The 17541-nt window shown below is 69.8% G+C and carries 17 protein-coding genes; 11 read left to right on the forward strand and 6 right to left on the reverse strand.

Going from position 1 to position 17541, the window contains the following annotated elements:
• Positions 1 to 141: 141 nt before the first annotated feature.
• Together QM708_RS07020 and QM708_RS07025 are read right to left on the reverse strand one after the other, a co-directional pair.
• Positions 142 to 456 carry an antibiotic biosynthesis monooxygenase family protein gene (locus QM708_RS07020; protein ID WP_415105922.1) on the reverse strand — a complete coding sequence of 105 codons (315 nt, stop codon included), beginning with the start codon at positions 454 to 456 and terminating at the stop codon, positions 142 to 144.
• Between the two features lie 243 nt (positions 457 to 699).
• Positions 700 to 1332 carry an IMPACT family protein gene (locus tag QM708_RS07025; RefSeq protein WP_415105925.1) on the reverse strand — a complete coding sequence of 211 codons (633 nt, stop codon included), beginning with the start codon at positions 1330 to 1332 and terminating at the stop codon, positions 700 to 702.
• 395 nt (positions 1333 to 1727) lie between these two features.
• Between QM708_RS07025 and cobT the strand changes: the two genes are divergently transcribed.
• The 3 genes from cobT to QM708_RS07040 all read left to right on the forward strand — a co-directional run bounded on the left by cobT (position 1728) and on the right by QM708_RS07040 (position 5600).
• A complete protein-coding gene (gene cobT / locus QM708_RS07030; protein ID WP_415105928.1) occupies positions 1728 to 2759 on the forward strand; it encodes a nicotinate-nucleotide--dimethylbenzimidazole phosphoribosyltransferase in 1032 nt (343 codons plus the stop codon).
• A complete protein-coding gene (locus tag QM708_RS07035) occupies positions 2756 to 3550 on the forward strand; it encodes an adenosylcobinamide-GDP ribazoletransferase (protein ID WP_415105931.1) in 795 nt (264 codons plus the stop codon). The genes cobT and QM708_RS07035 overlap by 4 nt, the downstream gene beginning before the upstream one ends.
• An 82-nt stretch (positions 3551 to 3632) precedes the next feature.
• Positions 3633 to 5600, forward strand: coding sequence for a hypothetical protein (locus tag QM708_RS07040; RefSeq protein WP_415105934.1), 1968 nt, complete (start codon positions 3633 to 3635; stop codon positions 5598 to 5600).
• Between the two features lie 79 nt (positions 5601 to 5679).
• Here QM708_RS07040 and QM708_RS07045 read toward each other — a convergent pair whose 3' ends face one another.
• The gene (locus tag QM708_RS07045; RefSeq protein ID WP_415105937.1) at positions 5680 to 6213 is read right to left on the reverse strand and encodes a bifunctional adenosylcobinamide kinase/adenosylcobinamide-phosphate guanylyltransferase; all 534 of its coding nucleotides are present in this window, start codon (positions 6211 to 6213) and stop codon (positions 5680 to 5682) included.
• 40 nt (positions 6214 to 6253) lie between these two features.
• On the opposite strand from QM708_RS07045, the gene QM708_RS07050 reads away from it, so the two are divergent.
• The 3 genes from QM708_RS07050 to cobA all read left to right on the forward strand — a co-directional run bounded on the left by QM708_RS07050 (position 6254) and on the right by cobA (position 8206).
• Positions 6254 to 6841, forward strand: a complete 588-nt coding sequence (locus QM708_RS07050) for a histidine phosphatase family protein (RefSeq protein ID WP_415105940.1) — start codon at positions 6254 to 6256, stop codon at positions 6839 to 6841.
• Entirely contained in the window at positions 6838 to 7305 is a 468-nt protein-coding gene (locus QM708_RS07055; protein WP_415105943.1) for a precorrin-2 dehydrogenase/sirohydrochlorin ferrochelatase family protein, read from the forward strand. The genes QM708_RS07050 and QM708_RS07055 overlap by 4 nt, the downstream gene beginning before the upstream one ends.
• Positions 7306 to 7462: 157 nt before the next feature.
• Positions 7463 to 8206, forward strand: a complete 744-nt coding sequence (cobA, locus tag QM708_RS07060; RefSeq protein WP_415105946.1) for a uroporphyrinogen-III C-methyltransferase — start codon at positions 7463 to 7465, stop codon at positions 8204 to 8206.
• 4 nt (positions 8207 to 8210) lie between these two features.
• Here the strand turns inward: cobA and yaaA are convergent, their stop codons facing one another.
• The 3 genes from yaaA to QM708_RS07075 form a co-directional block, all read right to left on the reverse strand.
• Positions 8211 to 9008, reverse strand: coding sequence for a peroxide stress protein YaaA (yaaA, locus tag QM708_RS07065; protein WP_415105949.1), 798 nt, complete (start codon positions 9006 to 9008; stop codon positions 8211 to 8213).
• Between the two features lie 39 nt (positions 9009 to 9047).
• Positions 9048 to 9572, reverse strand: coding sequence for a hypothetical protein (locus QM708_RS07070; RefSeq protein WP_415105952.1), 525 nt, complete (start codon positions 9570 to 9572; stop codon positions 9048 to 9050).
• A gap of 160 nt (positions 9573 to 9732) precedes the next feature.
• Complete coding sequence (locus QM708_RS07075; protein WP_415105955.1) at positions 9733 to 10491, reverse strand: DUF3152 domain-containing protein; 759 nt, start codon at positions 10489 to 10491, stop codon at positions 9733 to 9735.
• Between the two features lie 198 nt (positions 10492 to 10689).
• On the opposite strand from QM708_RS07075, the gene QM708_RS07080 reads away from it, so the two are divergent.
• The 5 genes from QM708_RS07080 (at position 10690) to QM708_RS07100 (ending at position 17486) form a co-directional block, all read left to right on the forward strand.
• Positions 10690 to 11715 (forward strand): ketopantoate reductase family protein, encoded by a 1026-nt coding sequence (locus tag QM708_RS07080; protein WP_415105958.1) that lies wholly within the window; start codon positions 10690 to 10692, stop codon positions 11713 to 11715.
• Positions 11716 to 11825: 110 nt separating this feature from the next.
• Positions 11826 to 12671, forward strand: a complete 846-nt coding sequence (locus tag QM708_RS07085) for a cytochrome b5 domain-containing protein (protein ID WP_415105961.1) — start codon at positions 11826 to 11828, stop codon at positions 12669 to 12671.
• A gap of 34 nt (positions 12672 to 12705) precedes the next feature.
• Complete coding sequence (locus QM708_RS07090; protein ID WP_415111339.1) at positions 12706 to 14397, forward strand: glutamine--tRNA ligase/YqeY domain fusion protein; 1692 nt, start codon at positions 12706 to 12708, stop codon at positions 14395 to 14397.
• 129 nt (positions 14398 to 14526) lie between these two features.
• Complete coding sequence (locus QM708_RS07095) at positions 14527 to 15720, forward strand: MFS transporter (protein ID WP_415105964.1); 1194 nt, start codon at positions 14527 to 14529, stop codon at positions 15718 to 15720.
• 38 nt (positions 15721 to 15758) lie between these two features.
• On the forward strand, positions 15759 to 17486 hold the full coding sequence (locus QM708_RS07100; protein ID WP_415105967.1) for an MBL fold metallo-hydrolase RNA specificity domain-containing protein: 1728 nt from the start codon (positions 15759 to 15761) through the stop codon (positions 17484 to 17486).
• Positions 17487 to 17541: the final 55 nt, after the last annotated feature.

The raw sequence follows: 17541 nt of genomic DNA on the forward strand, positions 1-17541 counted from the left end.
GGCGATACCGTGCGGTGAGGGCACGTAAACGAACGCAGACGCCGCGGCCAGGATGCCGAACGCGATCAGAGGGGAACTGGGGCTGCCGAATGGGATCCCCAACCATTCGGCCCAGGCGCCAACCCCGGCCTCGCGCGGCGATCAGCTGGAGACGGCGACCTGATAGTTCCAGATCTCGCTGGCGACGCCGACCGGCTTGGCGCGGCGCTCGCTGCCCGGCTCCTGGCCGTGGCTCTGCCGGAACGAGTTCGACTCCAGCCAGGCCTGGTAGGACGCCTCGTCGTCCCAGCGGGTCAGCACCAGCCATTGGGTGCGCTCGTCGGTGGGCTGCAGCAACTCGAAGCCCTGAAACCCGGGCTGCCCGTCGATTGCACCGAGGCGTCCGGCGAACCGGCGGGCGAGTTCGTCGCCGCTGTCCGCGGGGACCGTGATCGCGTTGATCTTGATGACCGTCATGACCCCATTGTGTCGATCACGGCCCACGGACGCCCATGGCGACGTCCGTGTCATCTCGAAAGCCGTCGCCCGGGGTAGTCACTGTCGCCCGGTTTCCTACCCGGGCGACAGTGACTACCCCGGGCGATATGCGGAGGAAACCGGGCGACAGCGGGACAGTGGGTAACCCGGGCAGCCCCAAGCCCTGGCCAGCACGGCAGTGTCAGAAATCCGAACCCGGGCCTGAGAGACGACAATCAGCGATCAGCGAACCGGGACCTCGACGATCTCGGTGCCCAGCGGCACCAACTCCACCCCGGATTGGACCACCTCGCGCACCAACCCGACGATCAGATCGGGATCGGGCACGGCGAGCGTCAGCACAACAGTCGAGGCCCAGGAAGCGTCCACCACATCGACGCCGCGCGCCATCAACGCGCCCTGAATCCGGCCGGCGTCGGCGGCCGGCACCTCGAGCCCGACCAGCTGGCGCACCTCGGGCCGCACCCGGGGCACACCTGCCAGCGCGGTCGCGACGGCGTCGGAGTAGGCCCGCACCAGACCGCCGGTGCCCAGCAGCACCCCGCCGAAGTAGCGCGTCACCACCGCGACCACGTTCGACACCCCGGAGCCGCGGAGCACCTCGAGCATCGGCATGCCCGCGGTGCCGGCCGGCTCGCCGTCATCGGAGCTGCGCTCGACCGGCTGGGCGTCCGGCACATCGACGATGAACGCGAGGCAATGATGGCGGGCATCCGGGTACGTGGACCGCACATCGGCGACCACCGCCCGGGCCGCCTCCTCATCATCGACGCGGGCCAGCCGGGTCAGGAACCGCGACCGCTTCACCTCGGTCTCGGTGTCGGCCGAGAACCCGCGCGGCAGCCACAGCGTCATGCCGATGATCCTGCCACGACCGGACGCCATCCTCGCCCGCGGGCCACGGAGGTGGCGCCCCGCCCCACACCTGGCGGACCGAACCCCGAATCCAGGAGCCTCGCGGGCGAGGACCGACCTGGCATTCACCGATGCGAGTTAGGGCCAAGGAGTGGTCATATTCAGCGGAGGCTCACCAGCCCAATCCAGCTTGGGCCAGGGTGTGGTCGTTATGAAGCCCACCCAGGCCCTTCATAACGACAGCATCTTGGCCCGAGTCCGTTTCGGGCCAGTTGACCCCGCTGAAAACGACAACTTCGTGGCCCGACGCGGGTGAGACCGGCCTGCGCCGCGGAATACGGGCTCATCCTCGGATGCTCCTCCGCGACGGCGCCCGCGGTGGGAGAATCAAGCACGTGACCACGACCCTGACCCCCGTCATCGCTCCCCCCGACCACGCTGTCTACGCAGCGGCACGCGCCCGATCAGACGCCCAGGCCAAGCCGGTCGGCTCGCTCGGACGCCTCGAGGAGCTCGCCGCGTGGGTGGCGGCCTGCCAGGGCGAGTGCCCGCCCCGCGCTCTGGAGGACGTCCGCGTCGTCGTGTTCGCCGGCGACCATGGGGTGGCCGCCGCGCAGGTGTCGGCCTACCCGGTCGAGGTGACGCCGATGATGACGCACGGCATCCTCGACGGCCACGCCGGCGTGAGCGCGCTGGCCCGCGCGGTGGGCGCGTCGGTCAGCATCTACGACCTGGGCGTCACCACCCTCGCGGGGGTGCCGGACGAGGTGCGCCGCTTCCACATCGGCCCCGCCCGCCCGATCGACCACGAAGACGCGATCACCGAAGAACAACTGGACGCCGCCCTGGCCGCCGGTGACACTATCGCCGCCGAGGCGATCGCCGACGGCGCGCAGCTGCTCATCGCCGGCGATCTGGGCATCGGCAACACCACCCCGTCGGCCGCACTGGTCGCGGCGACACTGGGTCTGCGCGGCACCGACGTGAGCGGCCACGGCTCCGGAATCGACGATGCTGGGCTCGACCGCAAGGTTGCGGTCATCGACCGCGCCCTCGACCGGGTCGGCGACCGGGCCGCCGACCCGCGCCAGCGTCTCGCCGCCCTGGGCTCGGCCGATATCGCGGCGGCGGTCGGGTTCATGGCGGGCGCCGCGCGCCGCGGGGTTCCGGTGGTGGTCGACGGCCTGATCGCCAGCGCCGAGGCCCTGCTCGCGGACGCCCTCTACCCGGGCACCCGCGCCTGGCTGGCCGCCGGGCACGTCTCGACCGAACCCGGCTGTGCGCTCGCCCAGGCCCACCTCGGGCTGGAGCCGATCGTCGACCTGCGGATGCGCCTCGGCGAGGGTAGCGGCGCCGTAATGAGCGTCGCCGTGCTCAAGGCGGCCGTCGCCGCGCTGCGCGAGATGGCGTTGCTGGCGGACCTGTGAGCGCCCCCGCGTGGCTGGACGGCGTCCGGCTCGCCTGGGGAACCCTCACCGCGGTGCCCGGGCCGCCGCCCAGCACCGTCGATTCCCGTGTCGCCCGCGCGGCCATGCTGGGCGCCTGGCTGATCGTGACCCCGCTCTCGTTGTTCGTGGCCGGCGTCGGCGGCGCGCTGACCGCGCTCGGCGTGCCCGCGCTCGCATCCGGCCTGCTCACGGTCGGGTTGCTGCAGCTGCTGACCAATGGCATTCACGCCGACGGGCTGGCCGACACCCTCGACGGTCTCGGTTCCGGACGCCGCCCCGAGCGTTCCCTGGAGATCATGCGCCGCGGCGATGTCGGCCCGCTCGGCGCGACCGGCCTGGTCATCGTGCTCGGCACCCAAGGCGTCCTCTTGGGCGAGTTGATGATCCTGCCGCACGGCTGGCTGCTCGCCGGTCTCGCCCTGGCGGCCGGACGCCTCGCGACGGTCTTCGGCTGCGCGCGCGGGGTGCCTGCGGCCCGCGCGGACGGGCTCGGCCAGGCGATGGCCGGGTCGGTGCCGCGCGCGGCGGGGGCGGTCAGCTGGCTGCTCGCGGCCGTCCTCGGCACCGGGCTGACCTGGCTGGTCGGCACGCTCACCCCGGAGTCGATCGCCTGGTGGTCCTGGCCGGCCGGGATGGTGATCGGCAGCGCCGGCGTGATCTGGGTGCTCCGGACGGCGGTCCGCCGGCTCGGCGGAATCACCGGCGACATCCTCGGCGCGCTGGTCGAGGCCATGGTGCTCGGCGTCCTGCTCGGTCTCGCATTGGGCTGATCCACGTACACTGCCAGGCCATTGTCACGGCCTCCGGCCCAGGAGTAGCCTCCGCTCAAGCGACGACGCAAAGGTGGAAAAGATGGCCACACCCCAGGCCGACATCTATGCCGTGGACAACGGCCAGATGTCCTACAACCTCGACAACATCAGCAAGTCCTATACCCACGTGGTCCGTGGGTGCTTCGGCAATGATCGGCCGGCGGACGTGTTCTTCTACGATGCCGTCACCGGGCGCGGCGATTTCTTCACCGCACACGAAGGCGGAGAATTGAAGCTGATCAACACGCACACCTCATTGCCCAAGTGGTGCACACAGGTCGTGGTCGGCAACTTCGGCAGCAGCGGGTATGACGATCTGCTGTTCTATGCGCCGTCGCGGGGCACCATCGACATCTACCAGGTGAACTCCAGCAGTCGGCCGTTCCGGCTGGCCACGATCACCGGCGTCAGCACCTCGTGGACGAAGATCGTCTCGGGGCGTTTCGGTAGCACCGACTGGCATGACCTGTTCGTCTACGACGCCGCGGCCGGCCTGGGCGAGTTCTGGACCACCGACGGCACCGGAGTGCTCACGGTCGCCTCCCGCTATCCCTCGCTGCGCAGGGGCTGTACCCAGGTGGTGGCGGGCAACTTCCACGACGGTCCCTGCGACGACCTGTTGCTCTACGAGCCCGGCGGCACCGGCGACTTCTACGGCGTCGAAGCGACGGGCAAACTCACCCATCTGCACACCCATCCGGCGTGGCGGAAGACGTGGTCGCTGATCATCGCCGGCGATTTCAGCAACAACGCCTTCACCGACCTGATGCTGCTCGACTCCACGAACCACGAGGTCCAGTTCTTCCAGCCGGCCGGCGGTGGCTACTGCAGCGACCTGGCCACCCACACCCAGATACCCGAGTGGACCCACCTGGTCTCGGGGCGGTTCAAGCCGTCCACCCCTGGCCAGGATCAGGTGCTGTGCTACACCCAGACCGTGGGCCTGGACACCGTGTGGCCGGCCCCGGGCAGCGAATTGGCGCCCGTCACACCGCCGGTCACGCCGCCCCCGGTGACGCCGCCTCCGGTCACCCCGCCGCCGGTCGTCGTCGCCCCACCGCCCGTGACACCCCCGAAGGTCGAACCCAAGGGCCGCGGCGAGGTGTACGCGCTCGAGAACGGAAACCTGCGCCTGGTGAACGTGATCAAGGGGATGTCCCCCAAGTGGTCGCATGTAATCGCGGGCAACTTCGGCGGACCGTACGCCGACCTGTTCTTCTACGACACCTCCACCGGACGCGCCGAGGTGATGGGAATGGACAAGGCGGGCAAGCTCAGCTCCTTGGCCTCCTATCCCGAGAAGTGGTTTTTCCCGGGATACCGCAAGATCGCCGAGCTGCCCAGAGCGGGCTATTCGTTGCTTGCCGTCTACTTCCCAGGTAACGGCGGAATCGACATCTTCCAGGTCCAAGGAAAGGGAAAGTTCGCTCGGGTCCAGGCGTACGAGACCTACAGCAGTGACTGGACCGAGCTGACGGGCGGCCATTTCGATTCTTCGGGAAACCCCGGCATGGTCGGCTACGATCCCAAGAGCGGGACGTTCGCCGAACTTCGTTTCCTCAAGCAGGCGAACGACGGAAAGTTCACCACACTGAAGTCCAACACCCGATGGTCCAAGACGGTGACGCGGATCCTTCCCGGAATGTTCGACCAGGGCGGATCACAGACCACTCACCTGGTCACCTACGACGCGGCGAACGCCACCGCCCAGGCGTGGAACACCGACGGCAAGGGGGGCATGACGGCCATGGGCGCTGCGGTCACCTGGCGCAAGACCTGGTCGCTCATGGTTCCCGGGCATGGCGGATTCATCACCAAGACGCCGTTCATCCTCTACGACCCTTCCAAGGGTGAGGTGAGCCTGCAGGCGCTCAACCGGAACGGCACGTTCACCCGGCAGGGTGGGCAGACCGGATTGCCGAAGGACTGGACGCAGATCGCAGCACGCAGGATGTGGACGGTCAACGACACCGTCTACTTGTTCGCCTACAGCCCGACCGGGGGCTGATCGGATCGACGGACGGCCGGCCTCGACGGGGCCGGCCGTCCGTCATGTCTAGCCGTCGGCGGCCACCCTTGGCAACCGCTCAACAGATCCGTAGCGGGCGTCCGGCCACCATCAGGACGACCTCGTGAACCACGGCTCCCACCGCCTGATTGGTGCGGCCGAGCAGATCGGCGAAGAGACGTCCGGACGCGTGCTCGGAGATCAGCCCCCAGCCGACCTCGTTGCTGACCAGCACCAGCGGTCCGGGGTGCGCGGCGACGGCGTCCGCCAACTCGGCGGTCGCACGGGCCAGGGCAGCGTGCACGGTTTCGCGCGGGGAATCCCAGCCCGCGGCGTCCAGTTGGCGGGTGAGCCAGGTGCCCAGGCAGTCGACCAGCACCGGTCCGGGGTGCTCGCGCAGCGCGGCGGCCACATCGACGGTCTCGACGGTCGTCCAGGACGCCGGGCGCGAGGCGCGATGCGCGGCGACCCGCGCGGCCCATTCCGGGTCGGCGACGGGGTCGGCCGGGTAACCCGGAGTGACGTAGGTGACGGCGTCCGCACCGGCCAGCGCCTGCTCGGCGTAACGTGACTTGCCGCAGCGCACCCCGCCGGTGATGAGCATTCGGGTCATGACGCCCCACCATAGCGGCGCGGTGGCTTATCGTGGGGGGGTGACCCCCAGTCCCCGATTCACGTTCGTCCGCCATGGGCAGTGTGTGGCGAACGCGCAGGGGCGCGTCGCCGGACAGCTCGACAGCCCCTTGACCACGCTCGGCCACAGCCAGGCCGAGGCGACAGCAGTGCTGCTGTCCTCGCGCAAGGACCTCACCGCCGTCGTCACCTCCGACCTGCAGCGCGCCCGCGCGACCGCGCAGATCATCGCCGGCGTCCTCAACCTGCCCCTGTTCAACGAACCCGGCCTGCGCGAGCAATGCTTCGGCTCGATGGAGGGCCAACTGTTCGAAGACCTGACCGCCAGCAGTCCCGGCGCCGAGCACATCAACGAGGTGCGCTGGGGCAACGGCGAATCCGTCGCCGACGTGCACGCGCGCCTGATCGAGACCTTCGACCGGATCACCCGCACCCACCCCGGGCCGATCGTGCTCGTCACGCACGGTCATGTGATCCAGATCGGTATGGCGCTGCTGCAGGGCCGCGGCGCGCGCGACATCGAATGGTTCGACCTGCCCAACGGCGGCATCGTGAACTGCCCGGCCACCGGATCCCTGCTCAGCCACGACGGGCACGGCACGCGGTGAGCGGCTCCCCGGTCTACCTCGCGGGCCTCGACCTGCGCGGACGCCGCGTCCTGGTCGCGGGCGCCGGCAAGGTCGCCACCCGCCGCATCCCGGCCCTGGTCAGCGCCGGCGCCGACGTGCACGTGGTCGCCCCGGCCGCCACCGCCACCGTCCGCGCCTGGGCGGATTCGGGAGCGATCACCTGGTCGCGCCGCCGCGTCGCGGTCGCCGACATCAACGGCTGCTGGTACGTAATGGCGGTGACGAACGTCCCCCAGGTCAACTCCACGCTGGTCGCTGAGGCCACCCGAGCGCGCATCTTCTGCGTGCGCGGCGACGACGGACGCGCCGGCACCGCCCGCACGCCCGCCACCGGTGCGGTCGACGACCTCACCATCGCCGCCATCGGCGACCGCGATCCCGTTCGTTCACGGACGGCGCGCGACATCGCCGTTGCCGCGGTCGCGGCGTCCGGCAAGCTCTGAACCGACCGGCGGGTTCACGCGCGCCGGGGTTTCCCCTGGCATCCCGGCGCGGCGCCGTCCCACCGCCCCCGAGGCATATGCCGACGCCGGGGTACTCCCGCGATGACGGGCTGGACGGCGACACCTCGCTCGCGCGAGGCGTCCTAGGCTGGCGCACATGCGCGTACAGCTCGACCCGGGAACGGTTGCCCTGGTCGCCGGAGGCCCCGGCGATCCCGATCTGCTCACCGTCGCCGCTTGTCGCGCCCTCGAACAGGCCGACGTGGTGCTGTACGACTACCTCGCACCCGACGTGTCGGGTTTGGTGCGGCCGGGCACCGAGCTGATCGCCGTCGGAAAGCGCCCGCGCAGCACCGACACCACCAGCCAGGACTCGATCAACGCCCTGCTCGTCGAATTGGCCAAGGCGGGGCGTCGCGTCGTCCGGCTCAAGGGGGGCGACAACTACGTGTTCGGTCGCGGCGGCGAGGAATGGTTGCACTGCGCCGAGGCCGAAGTGCCAGTCATCGTCATTCCGGGGGTGACCTCAGCGACCGCCGCGCCGGCGTTCGCGGGCATCCCGGTGACGCATCGTACCTTGTCACAAGGATTCACCGTCGTGTCGGGTCATGCGGCGCCCGGGCATCCGTCCAGTTCGCTGGACTGGCGGGCGCTGGCTCGCTCGGGCACCACGCTGGTACTGCTGATGGGAGTGAAGAACCTCGCCGCGATCGCCGCCGAACTCCAAGCCGGCGGGCTGGCGTCCGATACCCCGGCGTCGATCGTGTCGTCGGCCTTCGGTGACACCGCCGCGGTCGTCCGTGGCACGCTCGACACCATCGCCGCCCTCGCCATCGAAGCCGGCATCAAGCCGCCCTCGATCGTGGTGATCGGCGCCGTCGCCGCCCTCGACCTGACCTGACGGCTCAGGCGGTGGGTCGATCCTCGTAGGCGCGCACGAAGACGGGGCGGTCGGGCGCCGAGGACGCCGCGTCGTAGCGGTAGCCCGCCTCGTCGAACTGGGTGAGGGCGCGCGGCGTCCGCACCCGGTTGGCGACCAGCCAGCCCGCCATCATGCCGCGGGCGCGCTTGGCGTAGAACGAGACGATCGAGCGCTTGCCGCGGGCATTGGTGTCCTCGAAGCGGGGCGCGATGATCCGGGCGCCGAGCACGCCGGGGCGCACCGCACCGAAATACTCTTCGGAGGCCAGGTTGACCACGACGTCCGCGCCCGGGGATTCGGCCAGGTCGGCGGCGAGCAATTCGGAGATCCGGTCGCCCCACCACTGGTAGAGCGTGGCGCCGCGCTCGGTGCGCAGCCGGGTGCCCATCTCGAGGCGGTAGGGCTGCATCAGATCGAGGGGGCGCAGCACGCCGTACAGCCCGGACAGGATCCGCACCGTCTTCTGCGCCTCGGTGAAATCGCGGGCATCGAAGCGCGCGGCGGCGTCCATGCCCTGGTAGACGTCACCGGAGAACGCGAGCACCGCCTGCTTGGCGTTCGCCCTCGTGAACGGCAACGCGAAGTCGGCGTAGCGCTGCGCGTTGAGCGCGGCCAGGTCGTCGGAGATGCTCATCAGGCCGGCGATGTCGGATACCGATAGCTGCCGGAGCACCTCGATCAGCCCCACCGACTCGCCCAACAGGCGCGGCTCGGTGTGCTTGGCCGTGACGGGCTTGGTCTCGAAATCCAGCGACTTGGCGGGCGACAGCAGCGTGATCACCCCGAAAGCGTAGCCGCCCGCACTCCGAAGGCCGGCGCGTTAGCGGTGGTCGTCGGTGTCGTCCTCGTCGTCGCCGAAGTCGTCGTCATCCAGATCGTCGAGGTCCTCGTCGAACGAGGCGTCCTCGTGCGCACGTTCTACGTCCCGATCGCGCCCCTCCCGCCGGTAGTGCACCGCGACCCCCGCGATCCATGCCGCCAATACCCAGGGGAGCCAGACAGCGGCGTCCACCCAGAACGCGGTATGAACCATGCCGAGATCGTCGTCGCTGCGCAGGCCGTGAGGCTGGAATGCCGCACGAGCGGTCCCGTCCTCGTCCACGCCGCCATCCAGGCCGACCCGTTCTTTCCGGATCGAGCCGTCATCGCTTTCCCAGGTGCCATAGCTGTCGCATCCGCGCACGGCAGGGACGCACTCGGTCTCCCGGTAGGTGCCCCATATTTTCGGTTCGTTGTTGACGACATCGATCGCTTCCGCGATGCCGAGCATCACGGTGGCCACAAAGCACACCGCCATCAGGGCGTAGAAGAACGCGCGCCCGACTCGCCGGAGAATACCGACCACGCGCGCAAGCGTCTCCCTCACACCGCTTCCCCCAGCCGGGGCCGAGCCCCTTTTCCAGTACCGCAACTGTCACACACATCGAGGTCGACGGGCGCCCAGACCGGGGCTCCTGCGCCGATCTCGGCATTCCGAACCCGCCGCTGGCCGAGGGGTAGATCCATCAGTCGGCGAGTTTCGGCCAGGCGTTCGGCGTGCAGCCACCCAGTTTGATCGACTGCTGCATCATCACCGGCGCCGGGGCTCCCTCGCGGGGGCAGGTGCTGTGGCCCAGGCCCAGGAAGTGCCCGACCTCGTGGTTGACCAGATAGGACCGGTACGCGCCCAGGTCGTCGTAGGTGGGCGTCATGTATTGCCAGCGATCCGAGTTCAGCGCGACCGTCCTGCCGACTCGGCAGTTCCACTTGGATTCGACTTTGGCCGGCTTGCACAACTCGTTGGTGGTCGGCGGCGAGGCGACGAAGATGACCAGTCCCGCCTGCTCGGGGTCGGTCACCAACTCGAAGGTGCGCTTGCCGTAGCCCGCCCAGCCGCGCGGGTCGTCGAAGGTTGCCTGCACCTCACGGGCGACGGCGTCGGCATCCAGCCCGGTGGAATCCTCGACCTTGACCTGATAGCGCACCACCTTGGGTGCCGGGATCGCGGGCGGTAGGGCGATCGTGTTCGTCAGGAACGTTCCGGAGGCCGGAGTGTCGGAGGTCCACACCTGCTGGCGCGCGATCTCGGGGATCGACGGGGTGGGCGTGGATGCCGCGCCAACCACCCGGGTGAGCGATCCCGCACGCAGCAGCATGAACGCGCCGGCGGCGAGCACCGCGACGACGATCACGGCGAACGCGAACCACCACCGCCGGCTCCCGGCCGCCGGGTCGCCGTCTACAGCCTCGTTGCCGCTGCCCGGCCGCTTCGCCCCTGTCGACATGACCTCCAGACTAAGCGCAGCCGGCGACGAGTTCCGGAGCCACGTGGTCGAAATCTATGTCCAGATTCACACCCCATCACATCAGGCCTTGTCGTACGAGCCCCCCTCGCAACTGGACATAGATTTCGACCATACGAGCCGACCGCCGCCCCGGCTTTCCCGCGCGCGGCACCCTGCGGTCCCACTAGGGTGCTGGCCATGCGATTCCTCTTCCTCGGCGCCGGCGCCATCGGCACCTACATCGGGGGATCGCTGGTCATCGCCGGCCACGACGTGTCCTTCGTCGAGCAGCCGGCCACCGCGACGGCGATCGCCCAGCAGGGCCTCACGATCGAGACCTCCTCGGCCAGGCAGGTGGTGCGCGGCTTCGGCATGCACACCGATCCGGCCGAGGCCCTCGATGCCGGGCCCTACGACGTGTGCGTGTTCGCGCTGAAGTCGTTCGACACCGTGAGCGTGCTCGAGGATTGGCAGTCCCTCGGCCGCCCTCTGCCCACGATCCTCTCGGTGCAGAACGGCGTCGACAACGAGCCGGCGATCGCGGCGCGCCTGGGTGCCGACCGGGTCATCGCGGGCACGGTCGCCACCGCCATCGCCAAGCCGGGCCTGGGCCACGTCGTCGAAGAAACCCATCGCGGCATCGGCATCGCGCTCGGAAACTCCTTGTCAGAGGAGGTGATCACCGCGCTCAACGACGCCGGCCTGGGCGCGCGCGGGTACGCCGACGCCGGATCGATGAAGTGGTCGAAACTGCTCACCAACCTGCAAGGCAGCGCGACCTCGGCGATCCTCGACATGCCGGTGGGCGAGGTGTTCGCCGACCGCCGCCTGCACGCCCTCGAGACCGAGGCGATGCGCGAGTGCGTCCGGGTGATGCGCGCCCTGGGCCACCGCCCGGTCGATCTTCCGGGCACCCCCGTGCGGGCGCTGGCATTCGCCGTCGAGCACCTGCCGAGAACGCTCACCCAGCCGATCTTCGTGCGCCTGCTCGGCGGCAGCCGCGGCGACAAGATGCCCAGCCTGCACATCGATCTGCACGCCGGGCGCCGCCGCTCCGAGGTGGGTTTCCTGCACGGCGCGGTCGTGCGGCACGGCGCGACCGTCGGAGTCCCCACACCGGTGAATGCCCTGCTGACCGACACCTTGGAGGCCCTCACCGACGGCCGCGAAGACATCGCGACCTTCCGGCACCACCCCGAGGCACTGCTGCTCCGGCTGCGCTGACTCACCGCAAGATCGCTTGGCGTTTGACGGATCCCGCGCTACCGAGACACTTGGCCCGGCTACGCCGACTCTCACAGCCCGATCACAGGATCGACCCGTACCCTTCGCGCATGACAGCACTGGAGATCCTCGGTCTGCCGCTGCATCCCCTGGTGGTGCACCTCGTGGTCGTGGCTCTGCCCGTGGGCGCCCTGGGCACGATCGCCGCGGTGGTCTCACCGTGGGTACGCGCCCGCTACGGCGTTCTCGCGCTGGTCACGCTCACCGTCGGCGCACTGGCGTCGGTCGCCGCGATGCTGACCGGCAATATCCTCGCCGAGACCGAAACCCGCCCGGAACAGCACGCCGGCTTCGGCACCTGGACCGTTATCGCCGCCCTGGTCACCGCCGTGATCGCCTGGGTCTGGTGGTTGCTGGAACGCCGCCGCGAACAGGCGCCTCCCGGCAACGGCGGGTTCGCCGCGATGGTGGCCGGCGGACTCGCGGTCACCGGTGCCCTCGCCGCCACAGGCCTGACCGTGGCAACCGGTCACAGCGGCGCCGAGGCCACCTGGGGCACCAGGGCCAGCACTCCGATCACCGGAGCACCGGCCACGCCGGGCGGCACCACCACGAACTCCGGCACACCCAGCACCCCCAGTGGTTCCTCGGCGACCGCACCCACCGGTTCCACATCGAGCAGCCCGGACGCATCCGCCACTCCCACCGCCGCAACCGATCCCAGCTACACGCTCGCCGAGGTCGCCACCCGTAACAGCGCCGAATCCTGCTGGGCCGCCATCAACGGCGATGTGTATGACCTGACCCGGTGGATCAATCAGCATCCCGGCGGCGCCTCGCGCATCCTCGGCCTGTGCGGCACGGACGCCACCGCTCAGTTCGACGCGCAGCACGGCGGGCAGGGCCGCCCCGAACGAACACTCGAGTCGTTCCGGATCGGCACCCTCGCCGCCTGAACCGCGCCAGGACGAGTGGCCGTCCACCGGTATCCTGACCGCCATGACGTCCTCCCCGGTGGCTACCGACTTCATTCATGACGCGATCCGTCGCGACAACGAGTCCGGCACGTACGGCGGGCGGGTGCAGACGCGGTTCCCACCGGAGCCGAACGGGTACCTGCACATCGGCCACCTGAAGGCGATCACGGTCGACTTCGGCATCGCCGAGGACTTCGGCGGCAGCTGCATGCTGCGCTTGGACGACACCAATCCCGACACCGAAGAGGTCGAGTACGTCGATTCGATCGTCGACGACATCGCGTGGCTGGGCTACACGCCCGCCGAGGTGCGTTACGCGTCCGACTATTTCGGGCAGCTGTACGTGTGGGCCGAGTACCTGGTCGAGCAGGGGCTGGCCTACGTCGATGATCAGGACGGCGAGACGATCTCGGCGACCCGTGGCGACTTCTCCACCCCGGGCACGAACTCGCCGTTCCGCGAGCGTCCGGTCGCAGAGAATCTCGATCTGCTGCGCCGGATGCGCGCGGGCGAGTTCCCCGACGGTGCGCGGGTGCTGCGCGCCAAGATCGACATGGCCCACGAGAACATGCAGATGCGCGATCCGGTGATGTACCGCATCCGGCACGCGCATCATCACAACACCGGTGACGAGTGGCCGATCTACCCGACCTATGACTGGGCGCACGGCCAGTCGGACGCCTACGAGGGCGTCACGCATTCGCTGTGCACCCTGGAGTTCGAGTCGCACCGTCCGCTGTACGACTGGTTCCTCGCCCAGCTCCCCCTCGAACAGTCTGCGCCCCGCCAGATGGAGTTCGCCCGCCTCGAACTGACTCACACGGTCACCTCGAAGCGCCGGCTGCGCACCCTGGTCGAGCGGGGGGTCGTCGACGGTTGGGACGATCCCCGGATGCCGACCCTGCGCGGCCTGCGCCGGCGCGGCTATCCGGCGTCCGCGTTGCGCGCTTTCTGCACCGCGGTCGGCATTACCCGCACCAACTCGCGCAAGGCGATCGAGGAGCTGGAAAGCTATGTGCGCCGCGACCTGAACGCGTCCGCGCAGCGCCGGATGGCGGTGCTGCGGCCGCTGAAGCTGATCTTGACCAACTGGCCGACCGACGCCGACGGCAACCCGGTCGTGGAGTACTTCGAGGTCGCCAACAACCCCGAGAACCCGGCCGACGGCACCCGTCAGGTCGCGTTCTCGGGCGAGTTGTGGATCGAGTCCGACGACTTCGCCGAGGTGCCGCCGCCGAAGTTCTTCCGGCTCTCGCCCGGGCGCGAGGTGCGCCTGCGCGGCGCGTTCTTCGTGACGGCGACCGAGGCGGTCAAGGACGCCGACGGCAACCTGGTCGCCGTGCACGCCACCTACGATCCGGACAGCCGGGGCGGCAACTCCCCGGATGGCCGCAAGGTGAAGTCGACGATGCACTGGGTGTCGGCCGCGCACGCGACCCCGATCACGGTCGCGCTGTACGACCGGCTGTTCACCGCGGCCGCGCCGGGTGCGGCCACCGGCGAGGCCCTCGACGACCTGAACCCGAACAGCCGCGAACTGCTCGCCGGCTGCTGGGGCGAAGCGGCGCTCGCCGAAGCCACCGGTAGCGAGGTGGTGCAGTTCGAACGGCTGGGCTACTTCGCCGCCGATACGGACGCCCCGGGCTTGTTCCATCGCACGGTGGGCCTGCGCGACGAGTGGGCGGCGATCCAGCGCCGCGGCTGATCGGCGGTCGCCCCGCGCACGCGGGCGGCCACACGGACGCCGCGCGGTGATGATCGCCAACCTATGGTCGCCCCGTTCCGAGGTGGGCGACCTCACGCGTCCGGCACGGGCAGCGTAGGCTGAACGACCGTGTCCGCAGTCTTCAGCCCCGTCCGCGCCCGCACCGGCATTTCGCTGTTCTTCTTCACCAACGGCGCGATGATGGCCGGCATCATGCCGCGTTATCCCGAGATCAAGGCGGCGTTCGAACTGTCGAACACCGCCTTCGGGTTCATGGTCGCGGTGGGCCCGATCGCGTCGGTGGCGGCGTCCGCCCTGCCCGCCCCGCTGATCCGCCGGTTCGGCGCGCAGCCGGTGGCGCTGGCCTGGACCTGCGCGATGGCGTTCGCGATGATGCTGGCCGGTTTCGCGCCGCACTTCTTCGTATTCGCGCTCGCCCTGGCGATCGCCGGGTTCTCCGATGCGCTGGTCGATTCGGCACAGAATGTGCACGGCGTCCGGGTCGAGGACGCCTACGGCAAGACGATCATCAACTCGCTGCACGCCCTGTGGAGCCTCGGTGCCACCACCGGCGGAGTCGTCGGCGCGTGGGCGGCGTCCCAGCACATTCCGCTCAGCATTCACCTCAGCGCGGTCGCGCTCACCCTGATCGGTCTCGCCACCATCGCGACGGTGCTCGGACGCCTGCCCGGCAATCCGCGTCCGGTGGCGGCCACCGAGTCGGAGGTGACGCCGAGCGGCAAGCTGCCCACGGGGGCGTGGGCGGTGATCGTCCCGCTGGCGCTGCTGGCCATCGCGGGCGTCCTGACCGAGGATGTCGCCTCCAACTGGGCGGCGCTCTACGTGGTGCAGGTGGTCGGCGCGACCGCCGCAGTGGGCGGCATCGGCTACACGGTGATGCTCGGCTCGCAGTTCATCGGACGCTTGCTCGGCGATCCGGCCACCGACCGCTGGGGCAGCGTGGCCGTGATCCGGATGGGCGGGGTGATGATCGCCGTCGGCGGCGTCCTGATCATCGCGTTCCCGGTGCTGCCGGTGGTGATGGTCGGCTACGCGCTGTGCGGCTACGGTTGCGCCACCATCGTGCCGACCGCCTACGCGGCCGCCGGACGCCTGCCCGGCCTGCCCGAGGGTGCTGGCATCACCTACGTGAGCTGGCTGCTGCGGATGGGCTTCGTGGCCAGTTCGCCGTTCATCGGCGCCGTCTCCGACGTCACCAGCCTGCGCGTCGCCCTCGGCTTGCTCGCCGTCGGCGGCCTGGCGATCATCTACCTCGCCCGCGTGGTGCGTCCCACCGAACCGTCGCCCGCCGCGTCCGCCTGATCCCTCCCGTGTCGCGCCCGGTCGTGCCAGAGTGGGGCATGGGCACTGCACCTCGTACGACGTTGACGTTTCTCGGCGCGGCCGGCACGGTCACCGGGTCGAAGTACCTGCTGACCATCGGCGACCGGCGCATCCTGATCGACTCGGGCATGTTCCAGGGCGAGAAGAAGTGGCGGCTGAAGAACTGGGAGCAGTTCCCGATCGAGCCGGCGAGCATCTCCGACATCGTCCTCACCCATGCGCATCTCGATCATGTCGGGTTCCTGCCCGTGCTGACCCGCAGCGGTTTCACCGGCCCGATCTGGTGCACCGAGGGGACCCGGCAGCTCGCCGAGATCGTGCTGCGGGACGCCGCCAAGCTGCAGGAGCAGGAGGCCGAGGACGCCAACACCTACGGCTATTCCAAGCACGAACGCGCACTGCCGCTGTACACGACCGCCGACGTCGAGTCGATGCTCGGCCAGTTCGTCGCGCTCGAATACGACGCCGACTTCGAGCTGACCGGCAACGAGCGCCCCGGCTTCACCGCTGATCCCGATGAGACGATCACGATCCGGCTCACCCGGGCCGGGCACATCCTCGGATCGGCGTCGGTCAACGTGTGGACGCCGACGGCATCGGTGCTGTTCTCCGGCGATCTGGGACGCCGTGAGCATCCGGTGCTGAAGGCGCGCGAAGTCCCCCGGGAGGGGGCGCCGTTCGTGCTGGTCGAGTCGACCTATGGCGACCGCGACCATCCCGTTCCGGTCAATCTGCCGCACGAGGGATTCGCCGACGTGATCCGCCGCACCATCGGCCGCGGCGGCACCGTGCTGGTGCCGGCGTTCGCGATCGACCGCACCGAGGTCGTCCTGAAGACCATCTCCGACTTCGAGCGCGACGGGCGCATTCCCGACATTCCCGTCTACGTGAACTCACCGATGGGCACCCGGGCGCTGCGGGTCTACCAGTCCCTCACCGAGGAGTTGCGCGAGGACCTGAGCCCGTCCGAGTTCGTGAACATTCCCGACCTGACCGCGGTCGAGTCCAGCGAGGATTCGCGGCGGCTCACCGGGCCGGGCGGTCACGGGCCGTGCGTGATCATCTCCTCCTCGGGCATGGCCACCGGCGGACGCGTCCTGCACCATCTCGAAGAGCTGCTGCCCGACCCGAAGAACGCGGTCGTCCTGACCGGCTACCAGGCGGCGGGCACCCGCGGGCGGCAGTTGTCGGACGGCGCCGACCAGCTCAAGCTGCGCGGCAAGTACGTGCCGGTGCGCGCCGAGGTGTTCCACGACCGGGAGTTCAGCGTGCACGCCGACCGCGGCGACATCATGAGCTGGCTGGCGGCGCTCGACCCGAAGCCGTCCCAGGTGTTCTGCGTGCACGGCGAGACCGATTCAGCCGCCGCGCTGGCCGTCCGGATCAAGGACGAGCTCGGCGTCCAGGTCATCACGCCGCGCCACGGCGAGGTGGTGCTGCTGGACGCCGCCGAACTGCCGGCGCCCACCGGCGTCCGCGCCCGGATGACCGAGCCGGTCGCGCAGGCGCCCAGGCAGGAGGTGTTCGGCTGGTTCGGCTACGCTCCGCTGCCGACCGGATCACTCCCGGACGGACGGCCGTCCTACCGGTTGATCACCGGCAGGCCCGGCGACGACTTCGACGAGGCGGTGAGCGCCGCGATGCGCGAGGGATACGCACCCCACCTCGCCCCGGTGCTGGTCGCCACCTCCGACGGCATCACCGTCGCGCAGGCGGTGACCTGGCAGGGTCCTTGGGGGCAGTGACGGCGTCCAACAGCCGGATCGCGGCGCACCGAGTTGCAGGAGCCCGCATGGCGGG

Origin of the sequence: Propioniciclava sp. (assembly GCF_047602245.1) — a bacterium.
Taxonomy (GTDB): domain Bacteria; phylum Actinomycetota; class Actinomycetes; order Propionibacteriales; family Propionibacteriaceae; genus Propioniciclava.

Bases quoted from the DNA above. Each gene is read 5' to 3' on its own strand.
- QM708_RS07025 (WP_415105925.1), bottom strand. From the start codon at position 1,332: ATGACGCTGTGGCTGCCGCGCGGGTTCTCGGCCGACACCGAGACCGAG.
- QM708_RS07080 (WP_415105958.1), top strand. From the start codon at position 10,690: ATGCGATTCCTCTTCCTCGGCGCCGGCGCCATCGGCACCTACATCGGG.
- QM708_RS07040 (WP_415105934.1), top strand. From the start codon at position 3,633: ATGGCCACACCCCAGGCCGACATCTATGCCGTGGACAACGGCCAGATG.
- QM708_RS07045 (WP_415105937.1), bottom strand. From the start codon at position 6,213: ATGACCCGAATGCTCATCACCGGCGGGGTGCGCTGCGGCAAGTCACGT.
- QM708_RS07020 (WP_415105922.1), bottom strand. From the start codon at position 456: ATGACGGTCATCAAGATCAACGCGATCACGGTCCCCGCGGACAGCGGC.
- QM708_RS07075 (WP_415105955.1), bottom strand. From the start codon at position 10,491: ATGTCGACAGGGGCGAAGCGGCCGGGCAGCGGCAACGAGGCTGTAGAC.
- cobA (WP_415105946.1), top strand. From the start codon at position 7,463: ATGCGCGTACAGCTCGACCCGGGAACGGTTGCCCTGGTCGCCGGAGGC.
- QM708_RS07085 (WP_415105961.1), top strand. From the start codon at position 11,826: ATGACAGCACTGGAGATCCTCGGTCTGCCGCTGCATCCCCTGGTGGTG.
- QM708_RS07100 (WP_415105967.1), top strand. From the start codon at position 15,759: ATGGGCACTGCACCTCGTACGACGTTGACGTTTCTCGGCGCGGCCGGC.